This is a genomic window from Leifsonia aquatica H1aii, from assembly GCF_000633535.1.
GTDB classification, from domain to species: domain Bacteria; phylum Actinomycetota; class Actinomycetes; order Actinomycetales; family Microbacteriaceae; genus Leifsonia; species Leifsonia aquatica_A.
This window is the reverse complement of record NZ_AYMR01000005.1, coordinates 14,815-40,779: the sequence shown is the minus strand read 5'-3', so window position 1 is coordinate 40,779 and position 25,965 is coordinate 14,815. Positions and strand designations below refer to the sequence as shown.

The 25,965-nt window shown below is 70.9% G+C and carries 22 protein-coding genes; 18 read left to right on the top strand and 4 right to left on the bottom strand.

Features of this window, described 5'->3' with window-relative positions; translation table 11 throughout:
- Positions 1-126 precede the first annotated feature (126 nt).
- The 10 genes from U870_RS0103400 to U870_RS0103350 all read left to right on the top strand — a co-directional run bounded on the left by U870_RS0103400 (position 127) and on the right by U870_RS0103350 (position 13,629).
- Positions 127-1,383: an ABC transporter substrate-binding protein gene (locus U870_RS0103400; protein WP_025156012.1), complete on the top strand. Its 1,257-nt coding sequence runs from the start codon at positions 127-129 to the stop codon at positions 1,381-1,383.
- Entirely contained in the window at positions 1,380-2,321 is a 942-nt protein-coding gene (locus U870_RS0103395) for a carbohydrate ABC transporter permease (RefSeq protein ID WP_025156011.1), read from the top strand. Before U870_RS0103400 ends, U870_RS0103395 begins: the two co-directional genes overlap by 4 nt.
- Positions 2,311-3,195, top strand: coding sequence for a carbohydrate ABC transporter permease (locus U870_RS0103390; RefSeq protein ID WP_025156010.1), 885 nt, complete (start codon positions 2,311-2,313; stop codon positions 3,193-3,195). The genes U870_RS0103395 and U870_RS0103390 overlap by 11 nt, the downstream gene beginning before the upstream one ends.
- Complete coding sequence (locus U870_RS0103385; protein WP_025156009.1) at positions 3,192-4,526, top strand: family 1 glycosylhydrolase; 1,335 nt, start codon at positions 3,192-3,194, stop codon at positions 4,524-4,526. Before U870_RS0103390 ends, U870_RS0103385 begins: the two co-directional genes overlap by 4 nt.
- On the top strand, positions 4,523-6,376 hold the full coding sequence (locus tag U870_RS0103380) for a glycoside hydrolase family 2 protein (RefSeq protein WP_205288716.1): 1,854 nt from the start codon (positions 4,523-4,525) through the stop codon (positions 6,374-6,376). The genes U870_RS0103385 and U870_RS0103380 overlap by 4 nt, the downstream gene beginning before the upstream one ends.
- 57 nt (positions 6,377-6,433) lie before the next feature.
- Entirely contained in the window at positions 6,434-7,513 is a 1,080-nt protein-coding gene (locus tag U870_RS0103375) for a LacI family DNA-binding transcriptional regulator (protein ID WP_025156007.1), read from the top strand.
- Positions 7,514-7,712: 199 nt separating this feature from the next.
- On the top strand, positions 7,713-9,626 hold the full coding sequence (locus U870_RS0103370) for an arabinofuranosidase catalytic domain-containing protein (RefSeq protein WP_025156006.1): 1,914 nt from the start codon (positions 7,713-7,715) through the stop codon (positions 9,624-9,626).
- 348 nt (positions 9,627-9,974) lie between these two features.
- A complete protein-coding gene (locus tag U870_RS0103365) occupies positions 9,975-10,439 on the top strand; it encodes a MarR family winged helix-turn-helix transcriptional regulator (protein ID WP_025156005.1) in 465 nt (154 codons plus the stop codon).
- Between the two features lie 209 nt (positions 10,440-10,648).
- Entirely contained in the window at positions 10,649-12,979 is a 2,331-nt protein-coding gene (locus U870_RS0103355) for a transglycosylase domain-containing protein (protein WP_025156004.1), read from the top strand.
- 65 nt (positions 12,980-13,044) lie between these two features.
- A complete protein-coding gene (locus tag U870_RS0103350) occupies positions 13,045-13,629 on the top strand; it encodes a TetR/AcrR family transcriptional regulator (protein ID WP_025156003.1) in 585 nt (194 codons plus the stop codon).
- A gap of 6 nt (positions 13,630-13,635) precedes the next feature.
- Here the strand turns inward: U870_RS0103350 and U870_RS0103345 are convergent, their stop codons facing one another.
- The 4 genes from U870_RS0103345 to U870_RS0103330 form a co-directional block, all read right to left on the bottom strand.
- Positions 13,636-14,112 (bottom strand): SRPBCC family protein, encoded by a 477-nt coding sequence (locus U870_RS0103345; RefSeq protein WP_025156002.1) that lies wholly within the window; start codon positions 14,110-14,112, stop codon positions 13,636-13,638.
- Positions 14,113-14,221: 109 nt separating this feature from the next.
- Entirely contained in the window at positions 14,222-15,922 is a 1,701-nt protein-coding gene (locus tag U870_RS0103340; protein ID WP_025156001.1) for an alpha-glucosidase, read from the bottom strand.
- Between the two features lie 10 nt (positions 15,923-15,932).
- Complete coding sequence (locus U870_RS0103335; RefSeq protein WP_025156000.1) at positions 15,933-16,841, bottom strand: Gfo/Idh/MocA family protein; 909 nt, start codon at positions 16,839-16,841, stop codon at positions 15,933-15,935.
- Complete coding sequence (locus U870_RS0103330) at positions 16,838-18,118, bottom strand: ROK family transcriptional regulator (RefSeq protein WP_025155999.1); 1,281 nt, start codon at positions 18,116-18,118, stop codon at positions 16,838-16,840. The genes U870_RS0103335 and U870_RS0103330 overlap by 4 nt, the downstream gene beginning before the upstream one ends.
- 162 nt (positions 18,119-18,280) lie before the next feature.
- Here U870_RS0103330 and U870_RS0103325 point away from each other — a divergent pair, with 162 nt between their 5' ends.
- From U870_RS0103325 to U870_RS0103290, 8 genes are all read left to right on the top strand, one after another.
- Entirely contained in the window at positions 18,281-19,033 is a 753-nt protein-coding gene (locus U870_RS0103325) for an amino acid ABC transporter ATP-binding protein (RefSeq protein WP_025155998.1), read from the top strand.
- A 79-nt stretch (positions 19,034-19,112) separates the two neighbouring features.
- The gene (locus U870_RS0103320; RefSeq protein ID WP_025155997.1) at positions 19,113-20,057 is read left to right on the top strand and encodes a glutamate ABC transporter substrate-binding protein; all 945 of its coding nucleotides are present in this window, start codon (positions 19,113-19,115) and stop codon (positions 20,055-20,057) included.
- 64 nt (positions 20,058-20,121) lie between these two features.
- Positions 20,122-20,766 (top strand): amino acid ABC transporter permease, encoded by a 645-nt coding sequence (locus tag U870_RS0103315; RefSeq protein WP_025155996.1) that lies wholly within the window; start codon positions 20,122-20,124, stop codon positions 20,764-20,766.
- Entirely contained in the window at positions 20,763-21,704 is a 942-nt protein-coding gene (locus tag U870_RS0103310; protein ID WP_025155995.1) for an amino acid ABC transporter permease, read from the top strand. Before U870_RS0103315 ends, U870_RS0103310 begins: the two co-directional genes overlap by 4 nt.
- On the top strand, positions 21,697-22,695 hold the full coding sequence (locus U870_RS0103305) for an asparaginase (protein WP_025155994.1): 999 nt from the start codon (positions 21,697-21,699) through the stop codon (positions 22,693-22,695). The genes U870_RS0103310 and U870_RS0103305 overlap by 8 nt, the downstream gene beginning before the upstream one ends.
- Positions 22,692-23,432 carry a copper homeostasis protein CutC gene (locus U870_RS0103300; protein ID WP_025155993.1) on the top strand — a complete coding sequence of 247 codons (741 nt, stop codon included), beginning with the start codon at positions 22,692-22,694 and terminating at the stop codon, positions 23,430-23,432. Before U870_RS0103305 ends, U870_RS0103300 begins: the two co-directional genes overlap by 4 nt.
- Positions 23,429-24,322 carry an ROK family protein gene (locus tag U870_RS0103295; RefSeq protein ID WP_025155992.1) on the top strand — a complete coding sequence of 298 codons (894 nt, stop codon included), beginning with the start codon at positions 23,429-23,431 and terminating at the stop codon, positions 24,320-24,322. The genes U870_RS0103300 and U870_RS0103295 overlap by 4 nt, the downstream gene beginning before the upstream one ends.
- A 42-nt stretch (positions 24,323-24,364) precedes the next feature.
- On the top strand, positions 24,365-25,963 hold the full coding sequence (locus U870_RS0103290) for an FUSC family protein (protein ID WP_025155991.1): 1,599 nt from the start codon (positions 24,365-24,367) through the stop codon (positions 25,961-25,963).
- The last annotated feature ends 2 nt before the right edge of the window (positions 25,964-25,965 follow it).

Genomic DNA, 25,965 nt, shown 5'->3' with positions numbered 1-25,965 from the left:
GCGCCCGTCGGCGACCAAGACGGAGAAGCATGGATTGCGTTCCATGCCGTCCGTCGTCTACGATCTGCTTTAACGATGAAGCACTCAATCCGAGCATCGTTACCCATCGCTCAAGGGAGAGTCTCCATGCACTACAAGAAACAGCTCGCCGTCGTGGCCGTCGCTGCGGCGGTCGGACTGCTCGCCACCGGCTGCTCCAGCGGCGGCGGCACTTCCTCCGGCCCCGTCAAGCTGTCCGTCTGGACCGGATTCACCGGCGGCGACGCCCCCGGCTACGAGCAGATCGTCAAGGACTTCAACGCCTCGCAGAAGCGGATCACGGTCACGATGTCGGCGGAGCCGTGGGACACCATCCAGCAGAAGCTGCCGTCGGCGTGGATGACCGGCCAGGGCCCCGACATCGCCGCACCCGCCTCCGACCCCAACGTCATCGCGCAGTACGTCAAGACCAAGTCGGTCCTGCCCCTCACCCTCACCGGCTCGGGCGACAGCGCGATCAACGTCGACGACTTCGCTCCGGCCCTGGTCGACGAGTTCACGTACGACAAGAAGCTCTACGCCGTGCCCGCGAACTACGCGACGCTCAGCCTCTACTACAACAAGGCGCTCTTCACCGCCGCCGGCGTCACTCCGCCGACCACGGTCGACGAGTTCAAGGCGGCGGCGAAGAAGCTGACCAGCGGCGACACCTACGGTCTCGTCCTCGCCGACAACAACACCATCCAGATGTGGCCCGTGCTGCAGTGGCTCGAGGGCGGCGACATCGTCGACAGCAAGAACTGCAGCGTGCTCGACAGCGAGAAGGGCCAGAACAGCCTGAAGCCGTGGGTCGACCTCGTCGTCAACGACAAGATCTCCCCGGTCGGGCTCACCGGCGCCGAGGCCGACGCGCTGTTCTCGGCCGGCAAGGCCGCGATGGAGATCAACGGCCCCTGGGCTGCACCCGGATACAAGAAGGCCGGGATCGACCTGGGCATCATCTCCGTGCCGCTCGACTCCGCCGGCAAGCCGGTGACCCTCGGCTCGACCGCCCCGCTCGCGATCTCGGCCAAGAGCAAGCACCCGAAGGAGGCGCAGGAGTTCCTCGCCTACTGGACCGGCAAGACGGCGCAGAAGAAGTTCTCGCTGGCGACCGGATTCCCGTCGCTGCGGACCGATCTCGCCGACGATGCCGACCTCAAGGCCGACCCGGTGGTGTCGGTGTTCACGGCGCAGGTGCCCGGCTCCCGGCTCTACCTGCCGCAGGTGCCGAACGCGACCAAGGTCGACTCCGACGGCTACGTGCCGCTGATCGGCAACCTGACCCGCGGCACCTCGGTGGCGCAGGGCACCAAGGATGCCTCCGCGACCATCGACGACCTGACGGGCTGCTCCGCCAAATGACCGTTCTGACGAAGGTCCGGGAGCCGCTCGACGGCTCCCGGACCGGGGTCCCCGGAGCGCAGCGGAGACGTCGCCGGTTCCGCCTCTCCCCCGCCCTGCTGTTCCTCGCTCCGAGCTTCCTCATCCTGGGCGTCTTCGTCCTCTGGCCGATCCTGGTCTCGTTCTGGTACAGCCTGCACGAGTGGACGATCGGCGCCGACGACCAGCCGTGGGTCGGACTCGGCAACTACATCGCGCTGACCCAGGACCCGAAGTTCTGGGGCGCGCTGCTGCACACGATCGAGATCACGGTGATCTCGGTCGCCGGGATCGTCGTGCTGGGTCTGGCGCTCGCCCTCGCCCTCGCCCGCGACGGCCTGGGCACCCGCATCATCCGTTCGGCCTTCTTCTTCCCCACCGTCGTCTCGCTGACGTCGATCGGACTGGTCTGGCGCTTCCTGCTCGACCCCGAACTCGGGCTGGTCGGCGCGATCACCTCGTCCCTGGGGCTGGGGAACGTCGGCTTCCTGCAGTCGCCGGAGCTGGCGCTGCCGACGATCATCTTCGTGAACATCTGGAAGAACGCCGGATTCGTCATGATCATCCTGATCGCCGGGCTGAAGGGCGTGCCCGCCGAGCGGTACGAGGCAGCGCGGCTGGACGGCGCCGGCTCCTGGGCGCTGCTGCGCTACATCACGCTGCCCGCACTGCGCCCGACCATGCTCTTCGGCACGCTGATCATGACGATCCAGTCGTTCCAGCTCTTCGACCTCGTCTACGTGATGACGGGCGGCGGTCCGCTGTTCTCGACGGACACGCTGGTCACCATGCTGTTCCGCGAGGGCTTCGTCAACTTCCAGACCGGCTACGCGGCCGCGATCTCGTGGGCGCTGTTCCTGGTGATCGTGGTCATCTCCGCCCTCCAACTCAGAATCTTCAGGTACAACGATGTCGACTGAAACCCTCCGCCGGCCGTCGGGCCGGGCCTCCGAGCGCCGCTCGCGGCGGCGCGACGCCCCGTCGACGCTCGGCGCGGTCTCCCGCTGGGTCTTCGTCGGAGTGGGTCTGATCTTCGCCCTGGTGCCGTTCATCTGGATGCTCTCGACCTCGTTCCGCACCGAGCGCGACCTGTTCGGCAACCCGGCGAGCCTGTTCCCGACCGAGTGGACGCTGCACGGCTACCAGGGCGTGTGGGAGCAGCTCCCGTTCCTGCTGCTGGTGTTCAACACCATCGTCTTCGCCGGCATCACGACCCTGCTGACCCTGCTGTTCGACTCGATGTGCGCCTACGCGCTCGCGCGGATCGACTTCCGCGGGCGGACCATCGCCTTCTGGCTGGTGCTCATCACGCTGATGGTGCCGTTCCAGGTGACGCTGATCCCGGTCTTCGTCGAGCTCTTCCACCTGCAGTGGCTGAACAGCTACCAGGGCTTGATCATCCCGCGCGCGACCAGCGCGTTCGGCATCTTCCTCTTCCGGCAGTTCTTCGTCTCGATCCCGCGCGAGCTCGACGAGGCGGCACGGATCGACGGCGCCGGCCATTTCCGGATCTACTGGCAGATCATCCTTCCGCTGGCGAAGCCCGCCATCGCCACCGTGGCGGTGCTCAACTTCACGGCCCTCTGGAACGACCTGCTCTGGCCGCTGGTGGTCACCAGCACACCAGAGATGCGGACGCTACCCGCAGGCCTCGCCCTCTTCGGCGGCCAGCACGTGACAGACCACGCGGTCCTGATGGCCGGGGCCGTGATCTCCCTGCTCCCCATCGCGATCGCATTCTTCCTCGCCCAGCGATACTTCGTCGCGGGCGTCGCAACGACAGGACTCAAGTGACGACACACATCGCCGGCTTCCCGCACGACCGCCTGCACTGGCTGATCGGGATCGAGGACACCTGCGTCTACCCCGCCCCCGGGTCCTCGATGGGTCCGCTCAACGAGTTCGAGCTCACCGCCCATGACACGAACTGGCGCTCGGACATCGCCTCCGCCGCGGCCCTCGGCGCCACCGGCCTGCGCTACGGGGTCAGCTGGCCGCTCGTGCACATCGCCCCGGGGCGCTTCGACTGGAGCGTCCTCGACGAGCGGATCGCGTACGCCGTGCAGGAGGAGGGTCTCACCGTGATCGCCGACCTGGTGCACTACGGGACCCCCACCTGGCTGGACGGCTCCTTCGCAGACCCTGGCTTCCCGGATGCCCTCGCGGAGTTCGCCGGCGCCTTCGCCGAGCGCTACCGCGGGGTGGTCGACCACCTCACGCCGCTCAACGAGCCGCTCACCACCGCGTCGTTCTGCGGACTGCGCGGCGTCTGGCCTCCCGCGCTCACCGGGTGGGACGGCTGGACCACGGTGACCGTGGGCATCGCCCGCGGTGTGCAGCGCGCCATCGCGGCCGCACGGGCGGCGAACCCCGACGTGGTGATCGTGCACGTGGAGGCCTCGACCATCTACGAGACCGGCGAGTCGGCCCTGCGCGACGAGGTCGCACTGCTGCGCTCCCTCGCGACGCTCCCCACCGACCTGGTGCTCGGCCGCGTGGGCGACCGGCATCCGCTGGAGGCGTGGGTGCGCGAGCACGGCGCCGCCCCGGAGCACCTCGCCGAACTGCACACGGGTGCGGCCGAGATCGACCTGCTCGGCGTCAACTACTACCCCGACCTCACACCCCGTGTGCTGCAGATCGCCGACGGCGCGGTGCGCCAGGTGACCGCCAACCGGTGGAGCACGGGGCTGCGTGCGGTCCTCACCGAGTGGAGCGCACGCTACGATCTGCCCATGCTCGTCACCGAAACCAGCATCGAGGGAAGCGCCGAGGTGCGCCGCGATTGGCTCGAGGCTGCGGCCGCGACCGTCCACGACCTCCACCAGGAGGGGATGGACGTGCGCGGGCTCACCTGGTGGCCCCTGCTCGACTTCGTCGACTGGTCGTACGCGTCCGGTGGACGCAACGTGGAGGAGTTCGTGCTCGACCCCGAGACGTCGACCGATGCGACCGCCGAGACCTTCGCCGAGACGGGGCGCGGACTGACGCCGTTCTTCCGCCGGATGGGGCTGTTCGAGCTGGCCGAGGAGCCCGACGGCACGCTGAGTCGCACCGCGACGGTCGCCGCCGGCGCGTTCCCGCGCGACGCCGCACGCATCTCCCCCGCGGAGGGTGTCCAGTGAGCGCGCCGCTGCGCGCCGGGCGCCAGGAGGTCGCGCGTCCCCGGCCCACCCTGTTGCGTGAGCACTGGGCGCCGCTGGACGGCGAGTGGGGGTTCGCGCACGACGACGCCGAGGTGGGCGAGCGGGAGTCCTGGTTCGACCCGGGCCACCGCCTCGACCGCACGATCGTCGTCCCCTTCCCTCCCGAGAGCGCCGCATCGGGCGTGGCCGACGACCGCTTCCACGACGTCGTCTGGTACCAGCGGACAATCGCTTGGGACACCGTCCTCGAAGCCGGCTACGGCGAGGAGAGGCCGCGCCTGCATCTGCGGTTCGGCGCGGTCGACTACCGGGCTCGGGTGTGGGTCAACGGACGGTTCGTCGGCGAGCACGAGGGCGGCCACACGCCCTTCGCGTTCGACATCGCCGATGCGCTCCGCCCGGGCCGGGAGCAGCACGTGGTGGTGCGGGCGGAGGACCGCGCGGCCGACGTCGAGCAGCCGCGCGGCAAGCAGGACTGGCAGGAGGACGCCCACGTCATCTGGTACCGGCGCACGACCGGGATCTGGCAGCCGGTCTGGCTCGAGGCCACCCCGGCGACGTTCGTCGAGCAGCTCCAGTTCAGCACCGACCTCCCCCGCGGCGCGGTCGCCTACGAGATCCGGCTCAACCGCCCGCCGGCACCCGGCACGCGCTGCCGCGTCGAGCTGTTCGACGGGGACGAGCGGATCGCCGCGACCACCACCGCCGTGTCCGCGCAGCGCCACACCGGCACCGTCACCATCCCGCGCCTGCTCAACGGGCAGGACAGGGAGGGGATCCTGTGGACGCCGGAGTCGCCGCGGCTCATCGACGTCGGCGTCGTGCTCGAGGGCGCCGACGAGGGGGAGGACGAGCCCGGGCCGATCGACGCCGTGGCCGGCTACCTCGGCCTGCGCACGACCGGCGTCCGCGACGGGCACTTCGTGCTCAACGGCCTCCCACGGGATCTGCGCTCCGTGCTCAGCCAGGGCTACTGGCCGCAATCGCACCTGGCCGCACCGAGCGAGGCCGCGCTCCGCGAGGAGGTCGAGCTCATCCTCTCGCTGGGCTTCGACGCCGCCCGCGTGCACCAGAAGATCGAGGACCCGCGGTTCCTGTACTGGGCGGACCGGCTCGGGCTGCTGCTCTGGGGCGAGGCCCCTGCGGCCTATCGCTTCTCGCCGACCGCGGTCGAGCGGCTCACCCGGGAGTGGCTGGAGGCGCTGGACCGCGACCGGTCGCATCCCTCGATCGTCACGTGGGTGCCGATGAACGAGAGCTGGGGGATCCAGGACGTCGCGGCGGACCCGGCCCAGCAGGCGTTCGCCCGCGCCCTCGTGCAGCTCACCCGTGCCATCGACCCGACCAGGCCGGTGATCTCCAACGACGGGTGGGAGCACCTGGAGTCGGACATCCTGAGCGTCCACGACTACGACCACGACCCGGACACGGTGCGCGACCGCTACCGCGACGCGGCGGCCGCGGCCGCCCTGCGCACCGGCGTCGGCCCGGCCGGGCGCGCGATGGTGCTCACCGACGCGTTCGACCCGTCGGCGCCGCTCATGCTGACCGAGTTCGGCGGTGTCGAGTTCCAGCCGGACCGGACGAACGCGCCCGACGACAGCTGGGGCTACTCCACCGCCACGACCGCCGAGCAGTTCGAGGGCGCGCTCCGTGGACTCTACGGCGCGCTGCGGTCCAGCACCGTGCTCGCGGGCACCTGCTACACGCAGCTGACCGACACGATGCAGGAGGCGAACGGGCTGCTCACGGAGGACCGCAGGCCCAAGCTCCCGGTGGCCGTGATCCGGTCGATCGTGACCGGGCGGGAGGAGGCCGGCGGCGCCTGAGGCATGAGCTACGGTAAGGAGCACTCGGGATCGTCCGGGCGCGGGAGGAGTCGAGGAATGGTGGATCGCGGGCGGATGCGACGCGTCACCCTCAGAGACATCGCCGACAAGGTCGGCGTGACGCCGTCCGCCGTCTCGATGGCGCTCGCGGACAACCCGCGCATCGGCGTCGACACCCGCAAGACGATCCAGGAGGCCGCGCGCGAGCTCGGCTACGTCCCCAGCTCCGCCGCTCGCGCGCTCCGCAACCAGCACGCGGGCACGATCGCCCTGATCGTGCCCACCACGGCGACCCACGTGTTCGGCCACAGCTACTTCATGCACGTGCTGGAGGGCACCTCGTCCGTCGCGAACGAGCACGACGTCCAGCTGCTCGTCTCCACCAACCCCGACAACGATCACGGCCTCGCGGCATACGAGCGCGTGATGCGCTCCCACAGCGCCGACGGGGCCATCCTGACCAGCGCGGCGATCGAGGATCCGACCGTCGAGCGCCTGATCGACAGCGGGTTGCCCGTGGTGATGATCGGCAGCTTCCCCTACCTGCCCGCCGCCATCACGGTCGGCGTCGACGACCGTGCCGCCTCCCGCGCCATCACCGAGCATCTCATCGTCGCGCACGGGCGCAGCCGGCTGCTGCACCTCACCGGCACCCTCGATCACCAGACCGGTGTCGACCGCCGCGACGGCTTCCTGGACGCGGTGAGCGCGCACGGACTCGAGCGCGACGCCCAGATCGTGGAAGGCGACCTGAGCGAGGAGTCCGGCGCCGCCGCCATCCGCGGCCTGGGCTCGGGCATCCAGAGGATCGACGGCCTGGTCGCCGCCAACGACGACATGGCCTTCGGGGCGCTGACGACGCTGCGGGCCGCGGGCGTCGACGTGCCGGGAGCCCTTTCGATCGCGGGATTCGACGACTTCGGCCTCGCCCGCGTCACCACCCCCAGCCTCACCACCGTGCGGGTGCCGGCTCAGCGGCTCGCGCGTCTGGCCACTGCCCGGCTGTTCGAGATCATGGCCGGCGACGAGGGAGGCTGGCGCCGGCACGTCGTCGATGTCGAGCTGGTGCTCCGGCAGTCCTGCGGCTGCCAGCCGCTGGACTCCACGGCCGACGAGGCGGCCGTCCTGCCCGTCTGACTGGTTCTCCGGCGAGCGGGCTCTCCCCGCCGAGGGGATCTTCCCTCGCGCGTCGCCGTCCTCTATAGTCCTGAGTGCGATCGATGTTTTAACGATTAAGCACTGAGGATCATTCGAAGGGACCGCGTGACGATCGCCGTGCTTTAACGATTGACTGGATCGCATCCGACAGCAACGACGCTCGAAAGGATGGACACACGTGCACACCGCGAACCCACCGACCAGCAGGCGGCCGCTCACAGCGGCGCTCGGCCTCCTGGCCCTCGTCCTCGCGCTTCTGACCGCGCCGCTCGCCACCGCCTCCCCCGCCGAGGCGGCCGGCACCGGGCCGTGCGACATCTACGCGACGGCGGGCACGCCGTGCGTGGCCGCCTACAGCCCGGCGCGCGCGCTCTACTCGGCCTACAACGGCCCGTTGTACCAGGTGAAGCGCGCCTCCGACGGCGCCACGCGGAACATCGGCCTGCTCTCCGCGGGCGGCTACGCCGACGCCTCGCAGCAGGACGCGTTCTGCGCCGGGACCAGCTGCGCCATCCCAATCGTCTACGACCAGTCGGCGAACCACAACGACCTCACGCCGGCGCCCGCCGGAGAGCAAGGCGCGGCCAACGCCCCCGCGAACGCGGCCGCCCTGCCGATCACGGTCGGCGGCACCAAGGCCTACGGCCTCTACCTGCCGCCGGGCGTCGCGTACCGGCGCTCCAGCACCGTGACGATCGGGACGGCGCGGGGCGCGAACCCCGAGTCGATGTACGAGGTCGCCAGCGGGACGAACGTGAACAGCGCCTGCTGCTCCGACTTCGGGAACGTCGAGACCGACACCGTCGACACCGGCGCCGGCCACATGGACACGCTCAACCTCTCCACCCTCGGCGCGAAGGGAGCGACCGGTCACGGCCCGTGGGTGCAGGCCGATCTGGAGGAGGGCGTCTTCCAGGGCAAGACCGCCGTCTGGACGCCCAATCAGGGCAACGCGTCGAAGTTCGTCACCGCCGTGCTCAAGAACAACGGCGTGAACACCTTCGCCCTGAAGGGCGGGAACTCCCAGTCCGGCGCACTCTCGACCTGGTACGACGGCGCCCTCCCCGACGGGGTCGACCGATTCGGGAGCACGTGGAAGCCGATGAAGCTCGAAGGCTCGATCGGACTCGGCGCCGGCGGCGACAACTCCAACCGCGGAACCCAGTCGTTCTTCGAGGGCGTCATGACCACCGGCTACGCGACCAACGCCGCCGAGGACGCCGTCCAGGCCAACATCGTGGCGCAGCATTACGACGGCGTCAGCACGGGAGGCGGCCCCGGCCGTGCGATCGTCGGGCCCGGAGGCAAGTGCGTCGACGTCGCTGGCGACGACACCGGGGGCAACCTCGCCGTCGTCCAGCTGTGGGACTGCCGCGACCTGGCGGCGGACCAGCACTGGGCGGGCAGCATCATCGGAGAGGGGACGCTGAGCACCCTCGGCCGCTGCCTCGACGTCGACGGCAACGTCACCACCCTCGGCACCGGCGTGGAGCTCTACGACTGCAACGGGGTCGCCGGCCAGCAGTGGCTCCCGCAGGCGGACGGCTCGATCAAGAACCCCGCCTCGGGCCTGTGCCTCGACGCGCCGAACGGCAACACGGCCAACGGCACGCCTCTGCGCATCTGGACCTGCAATGGCGCCGCCGCGCAGAAGTTCACGATCACCACGCCGATCCTGCACCCGGTCTCCGGCGCCGCGTCGAAGTGCGTCGATGTCGCCGGAAACGATCTGGATGTGAACAACCAGCGCGTGCAGCTCTGGACCTGCCAGAACATCGTCACCGGCGCACCGGGCGGCAACGCGGAGGCGCGCGACCAGCAGTGGACGTACTCCCCCGCCGACCAGAGCGTCCGGACGATCGGTCGCTGCCTCGATGTCATCGACAACTCGACGACGATGGGGGCGGGCGTCCAGCTGCACGACTGCAACGGGGTCGGCGGCCAGCACTGGGTCCCGCAGGCGAACGGCGCTCTGCGCAACCCCGCGTCCGGCTACTGCCTGGACGCGCCGAACGGGGCGACCGCCGACGGCACGCAGCTGCGGATCTGGGACTGCAACGGAGCCCCGGCGCAGACGTTCACCCTGAACTGAGCGCCTCCGCATCGGCACATAGCGAACTCGCAGCAAAAATAACGACTTGATAACTAGATCCCGTTACCACTTCGTTATATAGTTCAAGAGCAATGGTTGTTTGCTGTGGCAGCCATCGCGGAATGTGATTGCAGGACACTCTTGGTGCAAGGGAGAGGGCCGGCCGCTAGCCTCTGCGGCCGGCCCTCAATCTGTCTCCCCGTCCTCTCCTTCCCCTCTCGGTCCCCCCTCTCGGTCCCCCCTCTCGTCGGTCCCGATTCCTGCCGTGCTGGCACGGATGGCGCTGTCGGCGGATGATGAGAAGATGCGAATGCATTGAGTCGCGCTCGAACAGGGAAGGCAGGCGTCATGAGCAGCAGCGCCACCGGGACGGCTCCCGCCCGACACCGCATCACCGCCGTCACGGCGTGGGAATCGCTCTTCCGCGCCCAGGTGGCCGTCATGCGCTCCCTCGCCACGGAGTTCCCCACCAAGGACATCTCGTTCAACGAGTACGACGTGCTGTTCAACCTCTCCCGCCAGCCGGACCGCCGACTGCGACTGCGCGACCTCAACAAGCACGTGCTCCTCACCCAGCCCAGCGTCAGCCGGCTGGTCGACCGCCTCGTGGCCCGCGGACTGGTCGCCAAGTGCCCCGACCCCGTCGATGCGCGGGGCACCCTGATCATGCTCACCGACACCGGGTTCGAGATGTTCCGCAGCGTGGCGGTGGAGCACATGAAGACGATCACCGACCGTGTCGGTGGACGGCTCGATCCCGACGAGCTGGAGACGCTGGCGGCCCTCTGCGACAAACTGCGCGGCGCGGCCTGATCGTTCCCCGGCGGATGCGAGCGCGCTGACGCCACAGCAGGTCCGACCCGTGAGGGCATTTCCTGCGAGCATGCTCAGGCGTCGGGTGCGCCGTCCCCGCTGGCACGCGCGCATCTCGTCATCCCCGCCACGGGCCGTCCCGTCGCCTCTCCGGAATCTGAGCGTCTGCCTCGGCGAAGGTGCGGGACGCCGCGCGTATCATGACGCGCATGGCCTCGACGACACGCAGAAGATGGAAGTGGGCGCCTGCGCTCGTCGGATTCGTCGCGCTGAGCGGCATCGCGGGAGTCCTCGCCGCGGCGGCCGTCACCCCGGCCGTCGCCCTCACCGGCTCCGCCGCGGACTCGACCATCGGCGTGTTCGACGGCCTCCCGGAGTACATCAAGGTCGAGCCGCTGGCGCAGGCATCGACGATGTACGCCACCTCCAACGGCCAGCCGGTGCCGATCGCGAGCTTCTACTCGCAGAACCGGGTCGAGGTGGGCTGGGACGCGATCTCGCAGAACCTCAAGGATGCGGCCATCGCCACCGAGGATCCGCGCTTCTATGAGCACGGCGGGATCGATGTGACGGGCACGCTGCGCGGCGCCGTGCTCACGGCTCTGCACAAGTCGGTGCAGGGCGGGTCCTCCATCACCCAGCAGTACGTGAAGAACATCCTCGTGCAGCGCTGCGAGAACAAGCAGCCTGATCTGACCGCCTCCGCCGAGGTGCAGAAGAAGCAGCTCGCGGCCTACAGGGCCTGCTACAACGACGCCACCGAGGTCGACCCGGTACGCAAGCTCAAGGAGATGCGCTACTCCATCGGGCTCGAGAAGGAGTACTCGAAGAACGAGATCCTGCAGAGCTACCTGAACATCGCCCTCTTCGGCGGCCGCGTCTACGGGGTGCAGTCCGCCGCGGCGTACTACTTCGGCGTCTCCGCGAAAGACGTGAACCTGCAGCAGGCTGCGACACTCATCGCCATCCTGAACAACCCGGACAACCTGCGCATCGACCAGCCGGACAGTAAAGAGAACGGCGCGGCCAACGGGTACAAGGCCACCCTCGACCGCCGCAACTACGTGCTCGACCGGATGCTGGTCAACGGCAAGATCACCCAGGCGGAGCACGACGCGGCCAAGGCGACGCCTGTCGAACCCAAGATCACCCCCGTGCAGAACGGGTGCATGACGGCGCAACAGTACAACGCGGCGTTCTTCTGCGACTACGTCGAGCGGATCATCGAGAAGGATCCGACCTTCGGCAAGACGGATGACGAGCGCTCCAGCTTCCTCACCCGTGGCGGGCTCAAGATCTACACGACCCTGAACCTCGATCTGCAGCACTCGGCGCAGTCCGCTCTCAGCGCCTACATCCCGCCCACCAGTCCGCGTCTCGATCTGGGCGCCTCCAATGTATCGGTGGAGGTCGGCAGCGGGCGGGTGATCACGATGGTGCAGAACCGGCCGTACGACAACACGGCGCAACCGGCGCCGGGGACCACCGCCGTCAACTACAACACGGACAGCGACTACGGCGGTTCCCAAGGGTTCCAGACCGGTTCGTCGTACAAGGCGTTCGACCTGCTCGAGTGGCTGCAGGAGGGCCACTCGCTCTACCAGACGGTGAGCGGCACCCAGCACAGCTTCCCGCAGAGCGCGTTCCACGAGAGCGACCCGTGCGCCGACATCGGCGGTCAGCCCTGGAACGTGGCGAACGACGAGGGCGAGACGGTCGGCAGCACCACCGTGATGAACGCGACCGCCCAGTCCATCAACACGATCTTCGCGAAGATGGCCACGCAGCTCGATCTCTGCGGCATCAAGCAACGCGCGCAGGACCTGCTCGTGCACGGCGCCGACGAGTCGATCAACCCGTTCCGTGCGAACCCGTCGTCGGTGCTCGGGACCAACTACATCGCGCCGCTGACGATGGCGACCGCGTACGCGGGCATCGCCAACAACGGCGTCGCGTGCAGTCCGATCGCCATCGACAAGATCGTCGACGCGGATGGCAGCGAGCACGCGGTCCCCAAGAGCACGTGCTCGCCGACGCCGATCGATCCGGGAGTGGCCGCGGCCGCCATCTACGCACTCCAGGGTGTTCTCCGCGGCGGCGGAACGGCGGCGTCCGCGAACCCCGGCGACGGCGTCCCGATCTTCGGCAAGACCGGCACGACAGACGACTCGCTCGAGAACTGGCTGGTGACCTCCACCACCAAGACCGCCCAAGCGACCTGGGTCGGGAATGTGGAAGGAGCCGTCGCCCTGCGCAGTCAGAGCTTCAACGGGGTCGGCGGAGGCAACGTCAAGTTCTCCATCGTCAAGCCGATCGTGGCCGCCCTCAACGCCGCGTACGGAGGCAGCGCCTTCCCGTCGCCTCCCTCGAAGTACGTGTACGAGGCGCCGGCGCCGAAGCCGGCGACGCCCACCGCGCCCGCTCAGCCGGGGACCGGCACCGGGACCGGGACCGGCGGCGGAAACGGCGGCGCTCAGGGCGGGGGCCAGGGCAACGGCGGAGGCGGCGGCCAAGGCGGCGGAGGCGGTGCCGGGCACTGATCCCCGCTGCCGCAGGCCGTCGAATTCCCCCGCACAAATGACGAAAACTCCGTTATCGTTAGCGCGTGGGACGCACACCTGATCCGACACGGAAACCGGAGCTCCTCAGCCGCATCATGGACCATGTGGCCACCGAGCCGCTCTCCCGCATGACGTTCCGCAGCCTCGCGAACGCACTCGGCGTCAGCACGTACTCGTTCGTCTACCACTTCGGCTCCCGGCAGGAGATGATCGACGCCATCCTCGAGGAGGGCGTGCGGCAGCAGACCGAGTCGCAGATCGGGTTCGACATCCCGTCGTTCGATCGCGAGCAGTTCCGCGACTGGTACCGCCAGGCGTTCCGTCACTCGCTGCGCGACGGCAATCGGACCGGCCTGCGTCTGCAGTTCGAGGCCGGCGTGCTCGAGCCGATCGAGCCGGACCTGGGCGAGCGCATCACGACCGCCTTCACCGAGTGGCGCGAGACGGTGCGCGCCTGGCTCAAGAGGCAGGGGGTCGAGAGCCGGCGGGCCGGCGTCCTGGCGCACGCGCTGGTGGACGCGGCGGCCGGGCTGCAATTCGGCTTCCTGCTGACCGGCGATCGCACGGCGACGGTGGCCGCCTTCGACCTCGTCCTCGACGCCGCCCTGCGCGAGGCCCTGGGCGACTGACCCTGCTCAGGAGTCCTGTTCGGCTCCGGCGACCCGTTCCTCTCCGGCGTCCCGTTCGGCCACCGACCGGACGCCGTCGAGCATCTGCGCCCAGTTCCGCTGCGAGTGCTCGGCGGCCTCCCGGGTGGGGTTGTTGTCCTGATCGAGCGTGAGCACGGTCCCCGCCGCCGTCTCCTCCAGCTCGAAGCGGAGCGTGTGGTAGTTCTCCGGCTCGTCCGGCAGGCCCGACAGCGGACTGAAGTGCGTGAGCACGATGCGCCACGGATCCTCGCGGTCCTCCAGCTCGATGACCCGGCCGTGGTCCTGGAAGGCGCGACCGTTCCATTCCCCGCTCCAGGTGATGGTCGATCCGAGTCGCCAGTCGGAGCGGATCTCGGCGCCGAACATGATCTCGGGATGCGCGCCGTCGGAGGTCAGCACCCGCCAGACCGCCGCGCGCGGCGCCCGCACCGTCACCTCGGCCCTCGCCACGAAATCACCCATGATCGCCTCCCGCGTCGTGCGCCCATCCCACACCCGACCACGGTCGGGTGCAAGGGGTCACCGGTTCCTCCGCGCGCGAGCGGACGGTGCGGCCGAACGATCGGCCGGCTCAGCGCTGGAGGACCACAGCCTCCCACGGCTGCACGGCGCCCGTGAGCCCGGCCGGCCCGTCGCCGCCGGAGGCGAGCACCACCGTCGCCGCCTCCCAGCCGGGGAGGTCCGCCGGGTCGTACACGGCTACCGTGCCGCTCAGGTTCACCAGCACGAGGAGCGCGTCGTCGTCGAGAGCGCGCACGTACCCGAAGATCTGCTCATGATCGGGGAGCACGAGCTCGAAGCCGCCCGAGGCGACGACGTGCGACCGGTGCCGCAGGTCGATCAGGGCGCGGTAGTGCGCGAACACCGAGTCGGGGTCGGCACGCTCGGCTGCGGCGTTGACCACGGTGGAGTTCGGGTTCACGGTGATCCATGGCTCGCCGGTCGTGAATCCGGCGTGCGGGCCGTCGGTCCACTGCATCGGCGTGCGCGCGTTGTCCCGGCTGGTGCGGCGCAGCGCCGCCAGCACCTCGTCGGCCGGGCGACCGAGCAGGTCCACGGCTTCGGCGTAGTGGTTGAGGGTCTCGATGTCGCGGAAGTCGTCGATCGTGTCGAACGGCACGTTCGTCATCCCGAGCTCCTCGCCCTGGTAGACGTACGGGGTGCCGCGCAGCAGGTGCAGCACCGTGCCGAGCGCCTTCGCCGAGGCGACCCGGTGCTCCCCGTCGTCGCCGAACCGGCTGACCACCCGGGGCTGGTCGTGGTTGTTCCAGTACAGGCTGTTCCACCCGGTGTCGAGCAGACCCTCCTGCCATTGCGCGAGGTTGCGCTTGAGGTCGAGCACGGTCGCCGGTCGATGGTCCCACTTGCCGCCGGGGCCGTGATCGAGGTCGACGTGCTCGAACTGGAACACCATGTCGAGCTCGCCGCGGGCCGGGTCGGTGAACCGCCGGGCCTCCGGGATGTCGACCCCGGGCATCTCGCCGACGGTCAGGTAGCGGTCCTCACGGCCGGCGAAGACCCGCTCGTGCATCTCGTGCAGGAACTCGTGGATGCGCGGCCCCTGCGCGAAGAACGGGTACGCCTCGCCGTAGAGGCCGCCCGGAGGGATGACGCCGTCGGGGAGCGAGACATCCTTCGAGAGGAAGTTGACCACGTCCATCCGGAAGCCGTCGACGCCGCGATCGAGCCACCAGTTCATCATGTCGTAGACCGCGTCGCGCACCTCGGGGTTCTCCCAGTTGAGGTCCGGCTGCTTGCGCGAGAACAGATGCAGGTAGTACTCGCCGGTCTGCTCGTCCAGTTGCCAGGCGGACCCGGAGAAGAAGGATCCCCAGTTGGTCGGCTCGGCTCCGTGTGCCCCCGGCTGCGCACCGTCGCGCGCGGGCCGCCACCAGTACCAGTCGCGCTTGGGGCTGTCGCGGCTGGACGCGGACTCGACGAACCAGGGGTGCTCGTCGGACGTGTGGTTGACCACGAGGTCCATCACCAGCTTGATCCCCCGCTCGTGCAGACCCGCGAGCAGCTCGTCGAAGTCGTCGAACGTGCCGAAGAGCGGGTCGATGCGCCGGTAGTCGCTGATGTCGTAACCGTTGTCGTCGTGCGGGGATGCGTAGATCGGCGACAGCCACACGACATCGACCCCCAGCTCCTTCAGATGGTCGAGGTGCTGGATGATGCCGCGCAGGTCGCCGATGCCGTCCCCGTCGCTGTCCGCGAAGCTGCGCGGATAGACCTGGTACACCACCGCGGACTGCCACCACTTGTCGCTCACGGAGGCCACCCTACTCGGCGAGGAGCACCCGCGAGCCGGTGAGCGCCGACTCCCGGGCCGCCAGGCACACCCGCAGCGCGTCGACGGCCGCCTCGACCGGGACGCGAGCGGGCCGCGCGCCGGTCTCGGCGCACGAGAGCAGGGAGCGCGCCTGCTCCAGGAACGGGTCGCCGGGGAGCTCGGCCATGGCGTCGATCCCCCGTTCCCCGACCACCTCGAGCGTCGTCCGGAACGGCGTTCCGGGCGGAAGGTCGGCGGCGGCCTGGATCTGCGCGAGCCCGCCGCCTGCGTACTCGACGGTCAGCGCCACCGGAGCACCGAATCCGCTGCCCGGCGTCCGCACCGCGGTCACCGCGACGGGTGAGCCGAGCAGCGCGTTCGCCTGATCGACGTCGTGAATCGCGAAGTCCACCACGAGTCCGCCCGACGCGTCCTCGTCCTCCAGCCAGGCCGCCTCGCCCGATGCGGCGGAGAGGCGGGAGGCGTGCACCAGTCGAGGCCGGCCGATCGTCCCTGCTTCCACCCGTTCGTGCAGGGCGGCGTAGCCCGGGAAGAAGCGCACGACGTGGGCGACCAGCAGCACCCCGGCCGCGCGCTCCGCCGCCGCGGCGACCCGGTGCGCATCGGCGAGCGTGAGCGCGATCGGCTTCTCCAGCAGCACATGACGGCCGGCGTCGAGCGTGCGGACGGCGAGGTCCGCGTGGGTGGGCGTCGGGGTGCAGATCGAGACGATCGTGACCGCCTGGTCGTCCAGGGCCTCATCGAGATCCGTGGCCCAGCGGGCCGCCGGGGCGGCGGCGAGCACCGGCCGACGGCGGGGGGAGACCGCCCAGCGCACCGGGACTCCGAGCGCCTCCCAGGCCGCGGCGTGGGCCCGGCCCATCCGGCCGGCGCCGACGATCGCGACCGCGTGGGTCATCGGACCGCCCGGTCGATCTGCGCCGGGTCGAACAGCGCGTTCAGGACGAGCCGACCCGCTCCGCGGATGCCGGCCTCCTCCTTCGCCACGGTGATGGCGATGTCGAGCTGATCGGTGATCATCGGCAGGCAGTCCGAGTAGATCGTCGAGCGCACGCCGGCGACGAACGCCTCGGCCTCGCCGAGGATCCCGCCGAGGACGAGTCGCTCCGGGTTGAAGAAGTTCATGATCGTGGCGAGCACGCCGCCGGTGCGCAGCCCCGCCTCGCGCAGCATCAGCGTCGCCAGCGGGTGGGCGTCCCTGGCCAGCGCGAGGATGTCGCGGGTGTCGGCGACATCGACCCCCTCGCGCCGGAGCGCCTGCACGATGGCCGCCCCGCCCGCGACCGCGTCGAGGCAGCCGATGCGCCCGCAGGAGCAGAGGATCTCCGGGGCGCCCGGGACGGTCACGTGGCTGATGTCGCCCGCCATGCCGTGATGTCCGCGGTAGACGCCGCCGAACGCGACGATGCCGCAGCCGATGCTCGACCCGGCCTTGACGAACACGAGCTGCTCCGTGCCGCCCCCGAGCGCGTCGTGCTCACCGAGGGCCATCAGGTTGGCGTCGTTGTCGGCCACCGCGGGGAGGCCGGTGCGCGCCTGGAGCTCGGAGGCGACGTCGAGCCCGTTCCAGCCGGGCATCCGCGACGGCGAGACCATACGGCCGTTCGTCGAGTCGACCGGGCCGGGCAGGCCGATCCCGTAGCCCCGCAGCACCTGGCCGGGGTCGGCGTGAGCGGAGCGGAGGTCTTCGGCGACCGCGGCGATCCAGCCGAGCACATGGTCCGGGCCCGCGCCGATGTCCATCGGATCGGTACGCGACACCAGCAGCCGGCCCGCCAGGTCGAACAGCCCGAATGTGGCGTGATGGGAGCCGAGATCCGCCGCGAGCACCACACCGGTGCTCGGGTCGACCTCGAGGGCGCGCGGCCGGCGCCCGCCGTGCGAGACTCCCTCGCCCGCTTCGCGCAGGTAGCCGGCGGCCAGGAGTGCGTCCACTCGCTGGGCGACCGTGGAGGGCGAGAGGCCGGTGTGCCGGGCGATGTCGGCACGCGAGGACGCCCGCCCGGAACGCACGAGGTCGAGGACGCCGCCCGGGCCCGACGATGCCGTCGAGGGGAAGGGCGGCAGAGTGTCCTGCGCCGCGGTCCTGGCGCCGGCCCCGGATCCGTTCCCCGGACCGGTCCCTGTGCCGGTCCCTGTGCCGGTCCCTGTGCTGCTCGACGTGCTGGTCGTCATCCGCGCGTCCCCCTCGTCTGGCGCGGTCTCGGACGCGCTGCTGGTGATGAGGATAGTGTAGTCACTTTCTTCGATTTCGAATCAACCAAAATCAAAATTGCACGAACTTCGATTACTTAGTACGCTCATCGCAATCTGCCCGACAATGATGCGAGGAACGCGATGGAAGCCCCGAACGCACGGCCCATGGTCAGCCTGCGCGGCGTCGAGAAGCACTTCGGCGAGCTGCACGTGCTCAAGACGATCGATCTCGACGTGGCTCCCCGCGAAGTCGTCGTGGTGGTCGGTCCGTCCGGCTCCGGCAAGTCGACGCTCTGCCGGTCGATCAACCGACTGGAGACCATCGACTCCGGCGAGATCCTGGTCGACGGCGAGGCCCTGCCCGAAGAGGGCGCCGCCCTCGCCCGCCTGCGTGCCGAGGTCGGCATGGTGTTCCAGTCGTTCAACCTGTTCGCCCACCGCACGGTGCTCGACAACGTCGCTCTGGCACCGATCAAGGTCCGCGGCGTGAAGCGGGCCGACGCGGAGAAGCAGGCCATGGAGCTGCTCGACCGGGTCGGCATCGCCGAGAAGGCGCACAGCCACCCGGCGCAGCTCTCCGGCGGCCAGCAGCAGCGTGCGGCGATCGCACGGGCGCTCGCGATGCAGCCCAAGGTCATGCTCTTCGACGAGCCCACCAGCGCCCTCGACCCGGAGATGGTCGGCGAGGTGCTGGACGTGATGACCTCCCTCGCCCGCGAGGGCATGACGATGATCGTCGTCACCCACGAGATGGGCTTCGCCCGCCGTGCGGCAGACCGCGTCGTCTTCATGGACCGCGGGCAGATCGTCGAGCAGGCGACGCCCGCCGAATTCTTCGACTCGCCCCGCTCCGAGCGGGCGCGATCGTTCCTGGCCTCCGTGCTGTCGCACTGAGGCCTGCGCACCACCGGTTCCACCGCAGCACCCGGCTCCACCCGCACCACGACATGTCCGACTCAGAAAGGGATGCACCATGACCCGCAGCACGACCCGCAGGAAGGCCGCCTTCGCCGGCGCCCTGCTCGCGGCCGTGACGCTCGCCGTCACCGCCTGTTCGTCCGGCACCACCAGCCTGCCCGGCGCCGGCTCCAGCTCGTCGGCCTCCGCCGACGCCGTCTTCTCGGGAGCCCCGGTCGCCTCGGCCGACCTGATCATCTCCGGCTCGACCATGGAGAAGATCAAGAAGCGCGGCAAGCTCATCGTCGCCGAGGCCCTCGACGCCCCGCTGCTCTCGCAGCAGGACCCGACCAACCCCGACTCGGTGACCGGCTTCGACGCCGACCTCGCCAAGCTGCTCGCGATCTACATCCTCGGCAAGCCGAACGTGGAGATCGTCCCGCCCGCCAGCGAGACCCGCGAGGCGATGCTGCAGAACGGCACCGTCGACGTCGTGTTCAACACGTACACGATCACCGAGGAGCGCGCGCAGCAGGTCGACTTCGCCGGTCCGTACTTCGAGTCCGGCCTCGCCGTCGCCGTCAAGAGCGACAACAAGGACATCACCAGCTCGAAGGACCTCGACGGCAAGACCGTCATCGTGGGCGCCAACACCCCGGCCGTGACCGAGGTGCCGAAGATCGCCCCGACCGCGACCGTCACCGCGTTCGCGACCGACCCGGCCGCCGTCCAGGCGCTGATCCAGGGCCGCGGCGACGCGTACGTCCAGGACTACACGCTGCTCGCGAGCGACGCGGCCAGCGAGAAGCAGATCAAGGTGGTCGGCCAGCCGTTCACCAAGGAGCCCTACGGCATCGGCCTGAAGCACGGCGACTCCGACTTCAAGTCGTTCGTCAACGACTGGCTGACGAAGATCCAGAAGGGCGGCCAGTGGGGCCAGGCGTGGAAGACCACGCTCGGCACCGTGACCGACTCGGACATCCCGACGCCGCCGAAGATCGGCTCGGTCCCCGGCTCCTGAGCCACCGGGCGGGACCGGCTCGCCGGTCCCGCCCTCCCCCTTTTCTCTCACGAGTGAGCGAGCGATGAACCCCCTGATCGACAACCTCGGACCGCTGGTCCAGGCGCTCGGCACGACGCTGCTGATGGCCGTCGTCGCCGGTGTCGGCTCGATCGTGCTCGGCGTGCTGATCACGATCGCGCGCGTCAGCCCGATCCCGATCCTGCGCACCGCGGCCTTCCTCTACGTGCAGTTCTTCATCAACGTGCCCCTCCTGGCACTCCTGCTGCTGGCCGTCTTCGCCCTTCCCGACGCCGGCCTCCTGCTCCCGCTGACCCCGACGGCGATCATCGTCCTCACCGTCTATGAAGCCGCCTACGTGGCCGAGGCGGTGCGCTCCGGCGTCAACACCGTCCCCGTCGGCCAGGTGGAGGCGGCCCGCGCGCTCGGCTTCACCCTGGCGAAGACGCTGCGGCTGGTCGTCGTCCCCCAGGCGCTGCGTGCCGTCGTGCAGCCGATCGGCAACGTCATGATCGCCCTGGCGATGAACACCGCCCTCGCCGCCGCGGTCGGCGTCGTCGAGCTGACGGCCGAGGTCAACAAGGTGAACCTCGTCGCCGCCCAGCCCATCCTGATCTTCTCCAGCGCCGGCCTCGTCTACATGGCCATCGCGCTCGCCATCGGCCTGGCCGCCGGCTGGGTCGAACGAAAGGTGGCGATCGCCCGATGACCGCCCAGCTCATCCCCGACCGTCCCGCGCCGGCGAAGCGACCGAAGCGGACGTATGCCGCCTCGTTCATGTACGACACCCCGGGCCCGCGCGGCCGACGGAACATCCTGCTGGGCTCGCTGATCAGCTGCGTCGTCTTCGCCATCGTGATCGGCTACGGGATCTGGCAGCTCGCCTCCCACGGCCAATTCGCGCCGGAGCGCTGGGCGCCGTTCACCGAGTGGGCGATCTGGCAGTACCTGCTCGTCGGCCTCCTCGGCACCCTCGAGGCCGCGGCCATCGTCGCCGTCCTCGGCAGCGCCCTCGGCATCCTGCTCGCGCTCGGCCGCCTCAGCAGGCTGCGGCCGGTGCGCTGGCTGTGCGGCTTCTACGTGGAGGTCGCACGCACCATCCCGGTGCTGCTGATGATCTACCTCATGCTGTTCGGGCTCCCCCAGCTCGGCATCAACCTTCCGACGCTCTGGAAGCTGGTCGTCCCGCTGACGATCGCCAACTCGGCGGTCTTCGCGGAGATCGTCCGCGCCGGTGTGCTGAGCCTGCCGCGCGGGCAGCGCGAGGCGGCACTGAGCCTCGGCATGCGGCCCTCGCAGGCCTCCCGCTTCGTCGTGCTCCCGCAGGCGCTGCGGAACGTCGCACCGTCACTGGTGACCCAGCTGGTCAGCCTGCTCAAGGACACCTCGCTCGGCTACATCGTCGCCTTCACGGAGCTGCTCTACCGCGGACAGGTGCTGGCCTCCTACCTGCACCTGCTCATCCCCACCTATGTGGCCGTGACCGTCATCTACCTGGTCGTCAACGGCAGCCTCTCCGCGCTCGCGTCACGACTGCAGCGCGGGCCCCGCCGGGGGACGCGCCGCGGATCGCGGCGCACACCCTCCACGCAGCCACCCCTCCCGCCCCTACCGGCGGCCCCGCACCAGGAAGAGTCCCATGCCTAGCACCGTCAGCCTCCCCGCCGGAGCCCTCGCCGAGCTCGCCGCCGTCCGTCGCTCGGGGATCATCGAGAGCCGCCACTTCGGCAGCCTCGTCGCCCTCGCCCCCGACGGCAGCACCCTGCTCGAACTCGGCGACCCAGACGCGGTCATCCTGCCGCGCAGCACCGTCAAGCCGCTGCAGGCGCTCGCCTGCCTGACGGCGGGCGCGCAGCTGGCCGGCCCGGAGCTCGCGATCGCCGCGGGGAGCCACACCGGCGAGGACGAGCACGTGCGGGTGGTCCGGGAGCTCCTCGCCCGGGCAGGCCTCGACGAGGACGCCCTCGGCTGCCCCGTCGACCGCCCCGAGGACGAGGGGACGTTCGAGCGCCTGGTGCGCGCCGGCGAGCCCCGCGCGCGGGTGCGGATGAACTGCTCCGGCAAGCACGCCGCCATGATCCTCGCGGCCGCGGCGAACGGCTGGGACACGGCCGGCTACCTCGACACCGCGCATCCGCTGCAGCAGCACGTCCGGGCGACGATGGCGGAGCTGACCGGCGTCCCCGTCGCGCACGACGCCGTCGACGGCTGCGGCGCCCCGCTCTTCGGCACGACGGTGCGCGGCGTGGCGCGGGCGTTCGGCCGGCTCGTGCAGGCCGAGCCGGGAACGCCGGAGCGCGCGGTCGCGGATGCCATGCGCGCTCATCCGTTCTACGTCGGCGGCACCGGCCACCAGAACTCGGCCCTGATGGAGGGCGTGCCCGGCGCCCTCGCCAAGGGCGGCGCCGAAGGCGTCATCGGGGTCGCCGCCGCGGACGGCACCGCGGTCTCGATGAAGATCGTGGACGGCAGCCCGCGCGCCACCACACTCATCGCCCTGCGTGTGCTCGAGGCCCTCGGCACGTCGATCGACGGCGCCCTCCCGCTGGTGGAGCTCCCCGTGCTCGGCGGCGGCGTCCCGGTCGGCCGGATCGAGCTCGGCGCCGACCTCGTCTCGGCCCTGGACCGCCTCGCGTGACCGTCATCGAGATCTGCCTCGACGACCTCGCCGGCGTGCGCCGCGCGGAGGAGGCGGGGGCCGATCGCATCGAGCTCTGCGCCGCCCTCGCCACCGGCGGCCTCACTCCGTCGATCGGCACGGTCTCCCGCGCGCTCGCGCTCGCCACCCGTGTCGGCGTGCACGTCCTGATCCGACAACGGCCCGGGGACTTCGTCTTCGACGACGAGGAGCTGGCGGCGATGATCGCCGACATCCGCGCCTTCCTCGACCTGGACCGCCCGGCCGCGGTGGCGCTCGGCTTCGTCGTGGGGGCGCTCCGGCCCGACGGCACGGTCGACGTGGAGGCCACCCGGGCGCTGGTGGACGCGTGCGGCGACGCGCCGGTGACGTTCCACAAGGCGTTCGACCAGACCCCGGACCGCGCCGCCGCCCTCGAGGAGCTGATCGCGCTCGGGATCGGGCGCGTGCTGACCTCGGGCGGCGCGGCGACCGCACCCGAGGGGGCGGTGCAGCTCGCGACTCTCGTCGAGCAGGCCGGCGACAGGATCGCTGTGCTCGCCGGGGGAGGCGTCCGCCCCGGCAACGTCGCGGACCTCGTGCGGCGGACAGGCGTCCGCGAGGTGCACCTGCGCGCCGCGGAGCAGGCTCCCAGCGCCTCCCACGTCCGCAGCGGGTACGACGACGGGCACCGGGAGGTCACGTCCTCGGCGGTCGTCGCCGCCGTCGCCGAGGCCGCGCGCGGGGTCGCGGCGTGAGCGGCGGCCCCTTGGCTCTGGCGGTCGACCTGGGCGGCACGGCGATGAAGGGCGCCGTGGTGTCCGAGAGCGGCACCGTCGTCGCCGAGCTCACCCGCCCGACACCCACCGCGGACATCCTCGGCGCCCTCGTGACCCTGCTGCACGATCTGCGCGACATCGCCCCCGAGGAGGTCGTCGGCGCCGGAGTCGCGACACCCGGGATCCTCGACGAGGAGCGCGGCATCGTCCACTACGCCTCGAATCTCGACTGGCGCGACGTGCCGCTGCTCGACATCCTGCAGTCCCGGCTCGGGCTGCCGGTCGCGGTCGGCCACGATGTGCGCGCCGCCGGTCTCGCCGAGCGCAGCCTGGGCGCGGCCCGCGGGTTCGACGACTTCGTGCTGATCCCGATCGGGACCGGCGTCGCGGCCGCCCTCGTCACCGCGGGAGGCACCATCACCGGCGCCTCCGGCGCCGCGGGCGAGTTCGGTCACATCCCCGTCATCCCCGGCGGAGAGCCCTGCACCTGCGGCCAGCGGGGCTGCCTGGAGGTCTACATGTCCGGCGCCGGGGTGGCGCGGCGCTACGCGGAGGCCGGCGGGGACGCGCTCAGCGCTCGCGCGATCGTCGGCCGGCTCGGCGTCGACCCGCTCGCCGACCGGATCTGGGACGAGGCCGTGACCGTGCTCGCACAGGGGCTGGTGACGATGACGCTGATGCTCGACCCCGGCGTGATCGTGCTGGGCGGCGGCGTCTCGCAAGCGGGCCACGCGATGTTCGGACCGTTGGAGCGGAAGGTGCGCGCCGGCCTCGCCTGGCGCGCCGCCCCCGCGATCGTGCAGAGCGCGCTCGGCGGCGATGCCGGGCGCACCGGCGCGGGACTGCTGGCCTTCGGCGCCGCACGCTGACCGCGGCGCTCCGCCTCCGGGACCCGGTGGGAAGATGACCGGGTGAAGCACCTGCGGCTCGGCCTGGCGGCCCTCATCACCACGGCCGCCGCTGCAGCCGCTTGCGCGACGGTCTGGCTGGCTGTGGCCGCGTTCGCGGGACCGGCCGCCGCGGGCTCGCCCGCGGTGCTCGCCACGGTGGTCGCCCTCAGCCTCGCACGGCGCAGCGTCTCGGGCCGCGGCGTGCCGGGCCAGAGCGTGCCCGGCCAGAGCGTGCCCGGCCAGAGCGTGCCCGGCCAGAGCGGGCCCGGCCAGAGCGTGCCCGGCCAGAGCGTGCCGGGCCGCAGGGAGTTCGTCCGATCGGCGGCCCTGCTGCCGGTGATCGGCGTCGCGGCGGCGGGGGTCGGCTGGCTGCTCGTCGTGCTGCCTCCGGTCGGCGCGCTGCTCTACATCGGCGGGATGAGCGTCCCGATCTGGCTTCGCCGCTTCGGACCGTCCGCCGCCCGGCTCGGGGCCCTCGTCGCACTGCCCCTGACCGCCGTGCTGGTCGTGCCGGTCGTCCCCGCGGCCTCCGGAACGCCCTGGTGGGAGGCCGCCCTGCTGACGGCCGCCGCCGGTGTGGTGGCGGTGCTCTGGGTCGCTGTGGCCCGAGAGGTGGCCGGGCTGCTGCGCCTCGGCACTGCGCCCGGTGGCGCGGCGTCGGCGGCGACGGCTCCCGCGCCGGGCACGTCGGCGTCCCCTCCCCGCGGCCGGGAGGCGACCCGCGCACCCTCCCGCCGGCTGCCCGCGAGCACGCGCATGGCCGTCCAGATGGCGGTCGCGCTCGCGGCGGCGTTCGTGGTGGGCGGGCTGGTGTTCCCGCAGCACGCGATGTGGGTCGTGCTCACCGCGTTCATCGTCAATTCCGGCAACCGGGGCCGGGCGGACGTGCTTCACACGAGCGCGCTGCGGGTGGCGGGTGCGATCGGCGGCACCGTGCTGGCGCTCGGGCTCGCTGCCGCCGCACCGCAGGCGAGCGGCTTCGCGGCGGTGGTCGTCGTGTTCGTCGCCCTCTTCGCCGGGACCTGGCTGCGCTCCTACAGCTACGCCTTCTGGGCGCTCGCGGTGACCGTGGTGCTGACCGTGCTGCAGCAGCTGTTCGGCACGACACCGGCCGCCGGGGAGGCCGGCCTGCTGCTGGAACGGGTGCTGGCGATCGTGGTGGGCGCCGGGCTCGGGATCGGCGCGGCCTGGTTCGTGCTCCCGGTGCGATCGACGGATGTGCTGCGTCGGCGGCTCTCCGACCTCCTGATCGCGCTCGGGGCGGTGCTCACGGCCGGCCCGGACGACCGGGCGCAGCGTGCGGCCTCCTTCCGCTCGGCGCTCCGCCGGGTCGAGGAGCTCGCCCCGGCCCACCGGGCGAGGCGGCTGCTGGGCGGGAACCGCATCCAGCCCATCGACTGCATCGACGCGGCGAGCGCACTGGGTACCGCTCTTGGTCCCACGCTCGGCACGTGCCTCGGGGCAGCTGATCAGGGGCACCGGTCTCCGGAACAGCGCGAGCAGCTCCGCGACGCCCTCCGGCAGGCGCGCGCGAGCCTCGCCGCTCCGGCCGACCTCGAGCGGGTGCACGCCCGGCTGACCGCCCTCGCATCCCTGCTGCGGGGCGGCCCGGTAGCCTGAGC

Coding starts and splice junctions, on each gene's coding strand:
- U870_RS0103400 (WP_025156012.1), top strand. CDS start 127: ATGCACTACAAGAAACAGCTCGCCGTCGTGGCCGTCGCTGCGGCGGTC.
- U870_RS0103395 (WP_025156011.1), top strand. CDS start 1,380: ATGACCGTTCTGACGAAGGTCCGGGAGCCGCTCGACGGCTCCCGGACC.
- U870_RS0103390 (WP_025156010.1), top strand. CDS start 2,311: ATGTCGACTGAAACCCTCCGCCGGCCGTCGGGCCGGGCCTCCGAGCGC.
- U870_RS0103375 (WP_025156007.1), top strand. CDS start 6,434: ATGGTGGATCGCGGGCGGATGCGACGCGTCACCCTCAGAGACATCGCC.
- U870_RS0103365 (WP_025156005.1), top strand. CDS start 9,975: ATGAGCAGCAGCGCCACCGGGACGGCTCCCGCCCGACACCGCATCACC.
- U870_RS0103355 (WP_025156004.1), top strand. CDS start 10,649: ATGGCCTCGACGACACGCAGAAGATGGAAGTGGGCGCCTGCGCTCGTC.
- U870_RS0103345 (WP_025156002.1), bottom strand. CDS start 14,112: ATGGGTGATTTCGTGGCGAGGGCCGAGGTGACGGTGCGGGCGCCGCGC.
- U870_RS0103335 (WP_025156000.1), bottom strand. CDS start 16,841: ATGACCCACGCGGTCGCGATCGTCGGCGCCGGCCGGATGGGCCGGGCC.
- U870_RS0103330 (WP_025155999.1), bottom strand. CDS start 18,118: ATGACGACCAGCACGTCGAGCAGCACAGGGACCGGCACAGGGACCGGC.
- U870_RS0103325 (WP_025155998.1), top strand. CDS start 18,281: ATGGAAGCCCCGAACGCACGGCCCATGGTCAGCCTGCGCGGCGTCGAG.
- U870_RS0103320 (WP_025155997.1), top strand. CDS start 19,113: ATGACCCGCAGCACGACCCGCAGGAAGGCCGCCTTCGCCGGCGCCCTG.
- U870_RS0103315 (WP_025155996.1), top strand. CDS start 20,122: ATGAACCCCCTGATCGACAACCTCGGACCGCTGGTCCAGGCGCTCGGC.
- U870_RS0103310 (WP_025155995.1), top strand. CDS start 20,763: ATGACCGCCCAGCTCATCCCCGACCGTCCCGCGCCGGCGAAGCGACCG.
- U870_RS0103305 (WP_025155994.1), top strand. CDS start 21,697: ATGCCTAGCACCGTCAGCCTCCCCGCCGGAGCCCTCGCCGAGCTCGCC.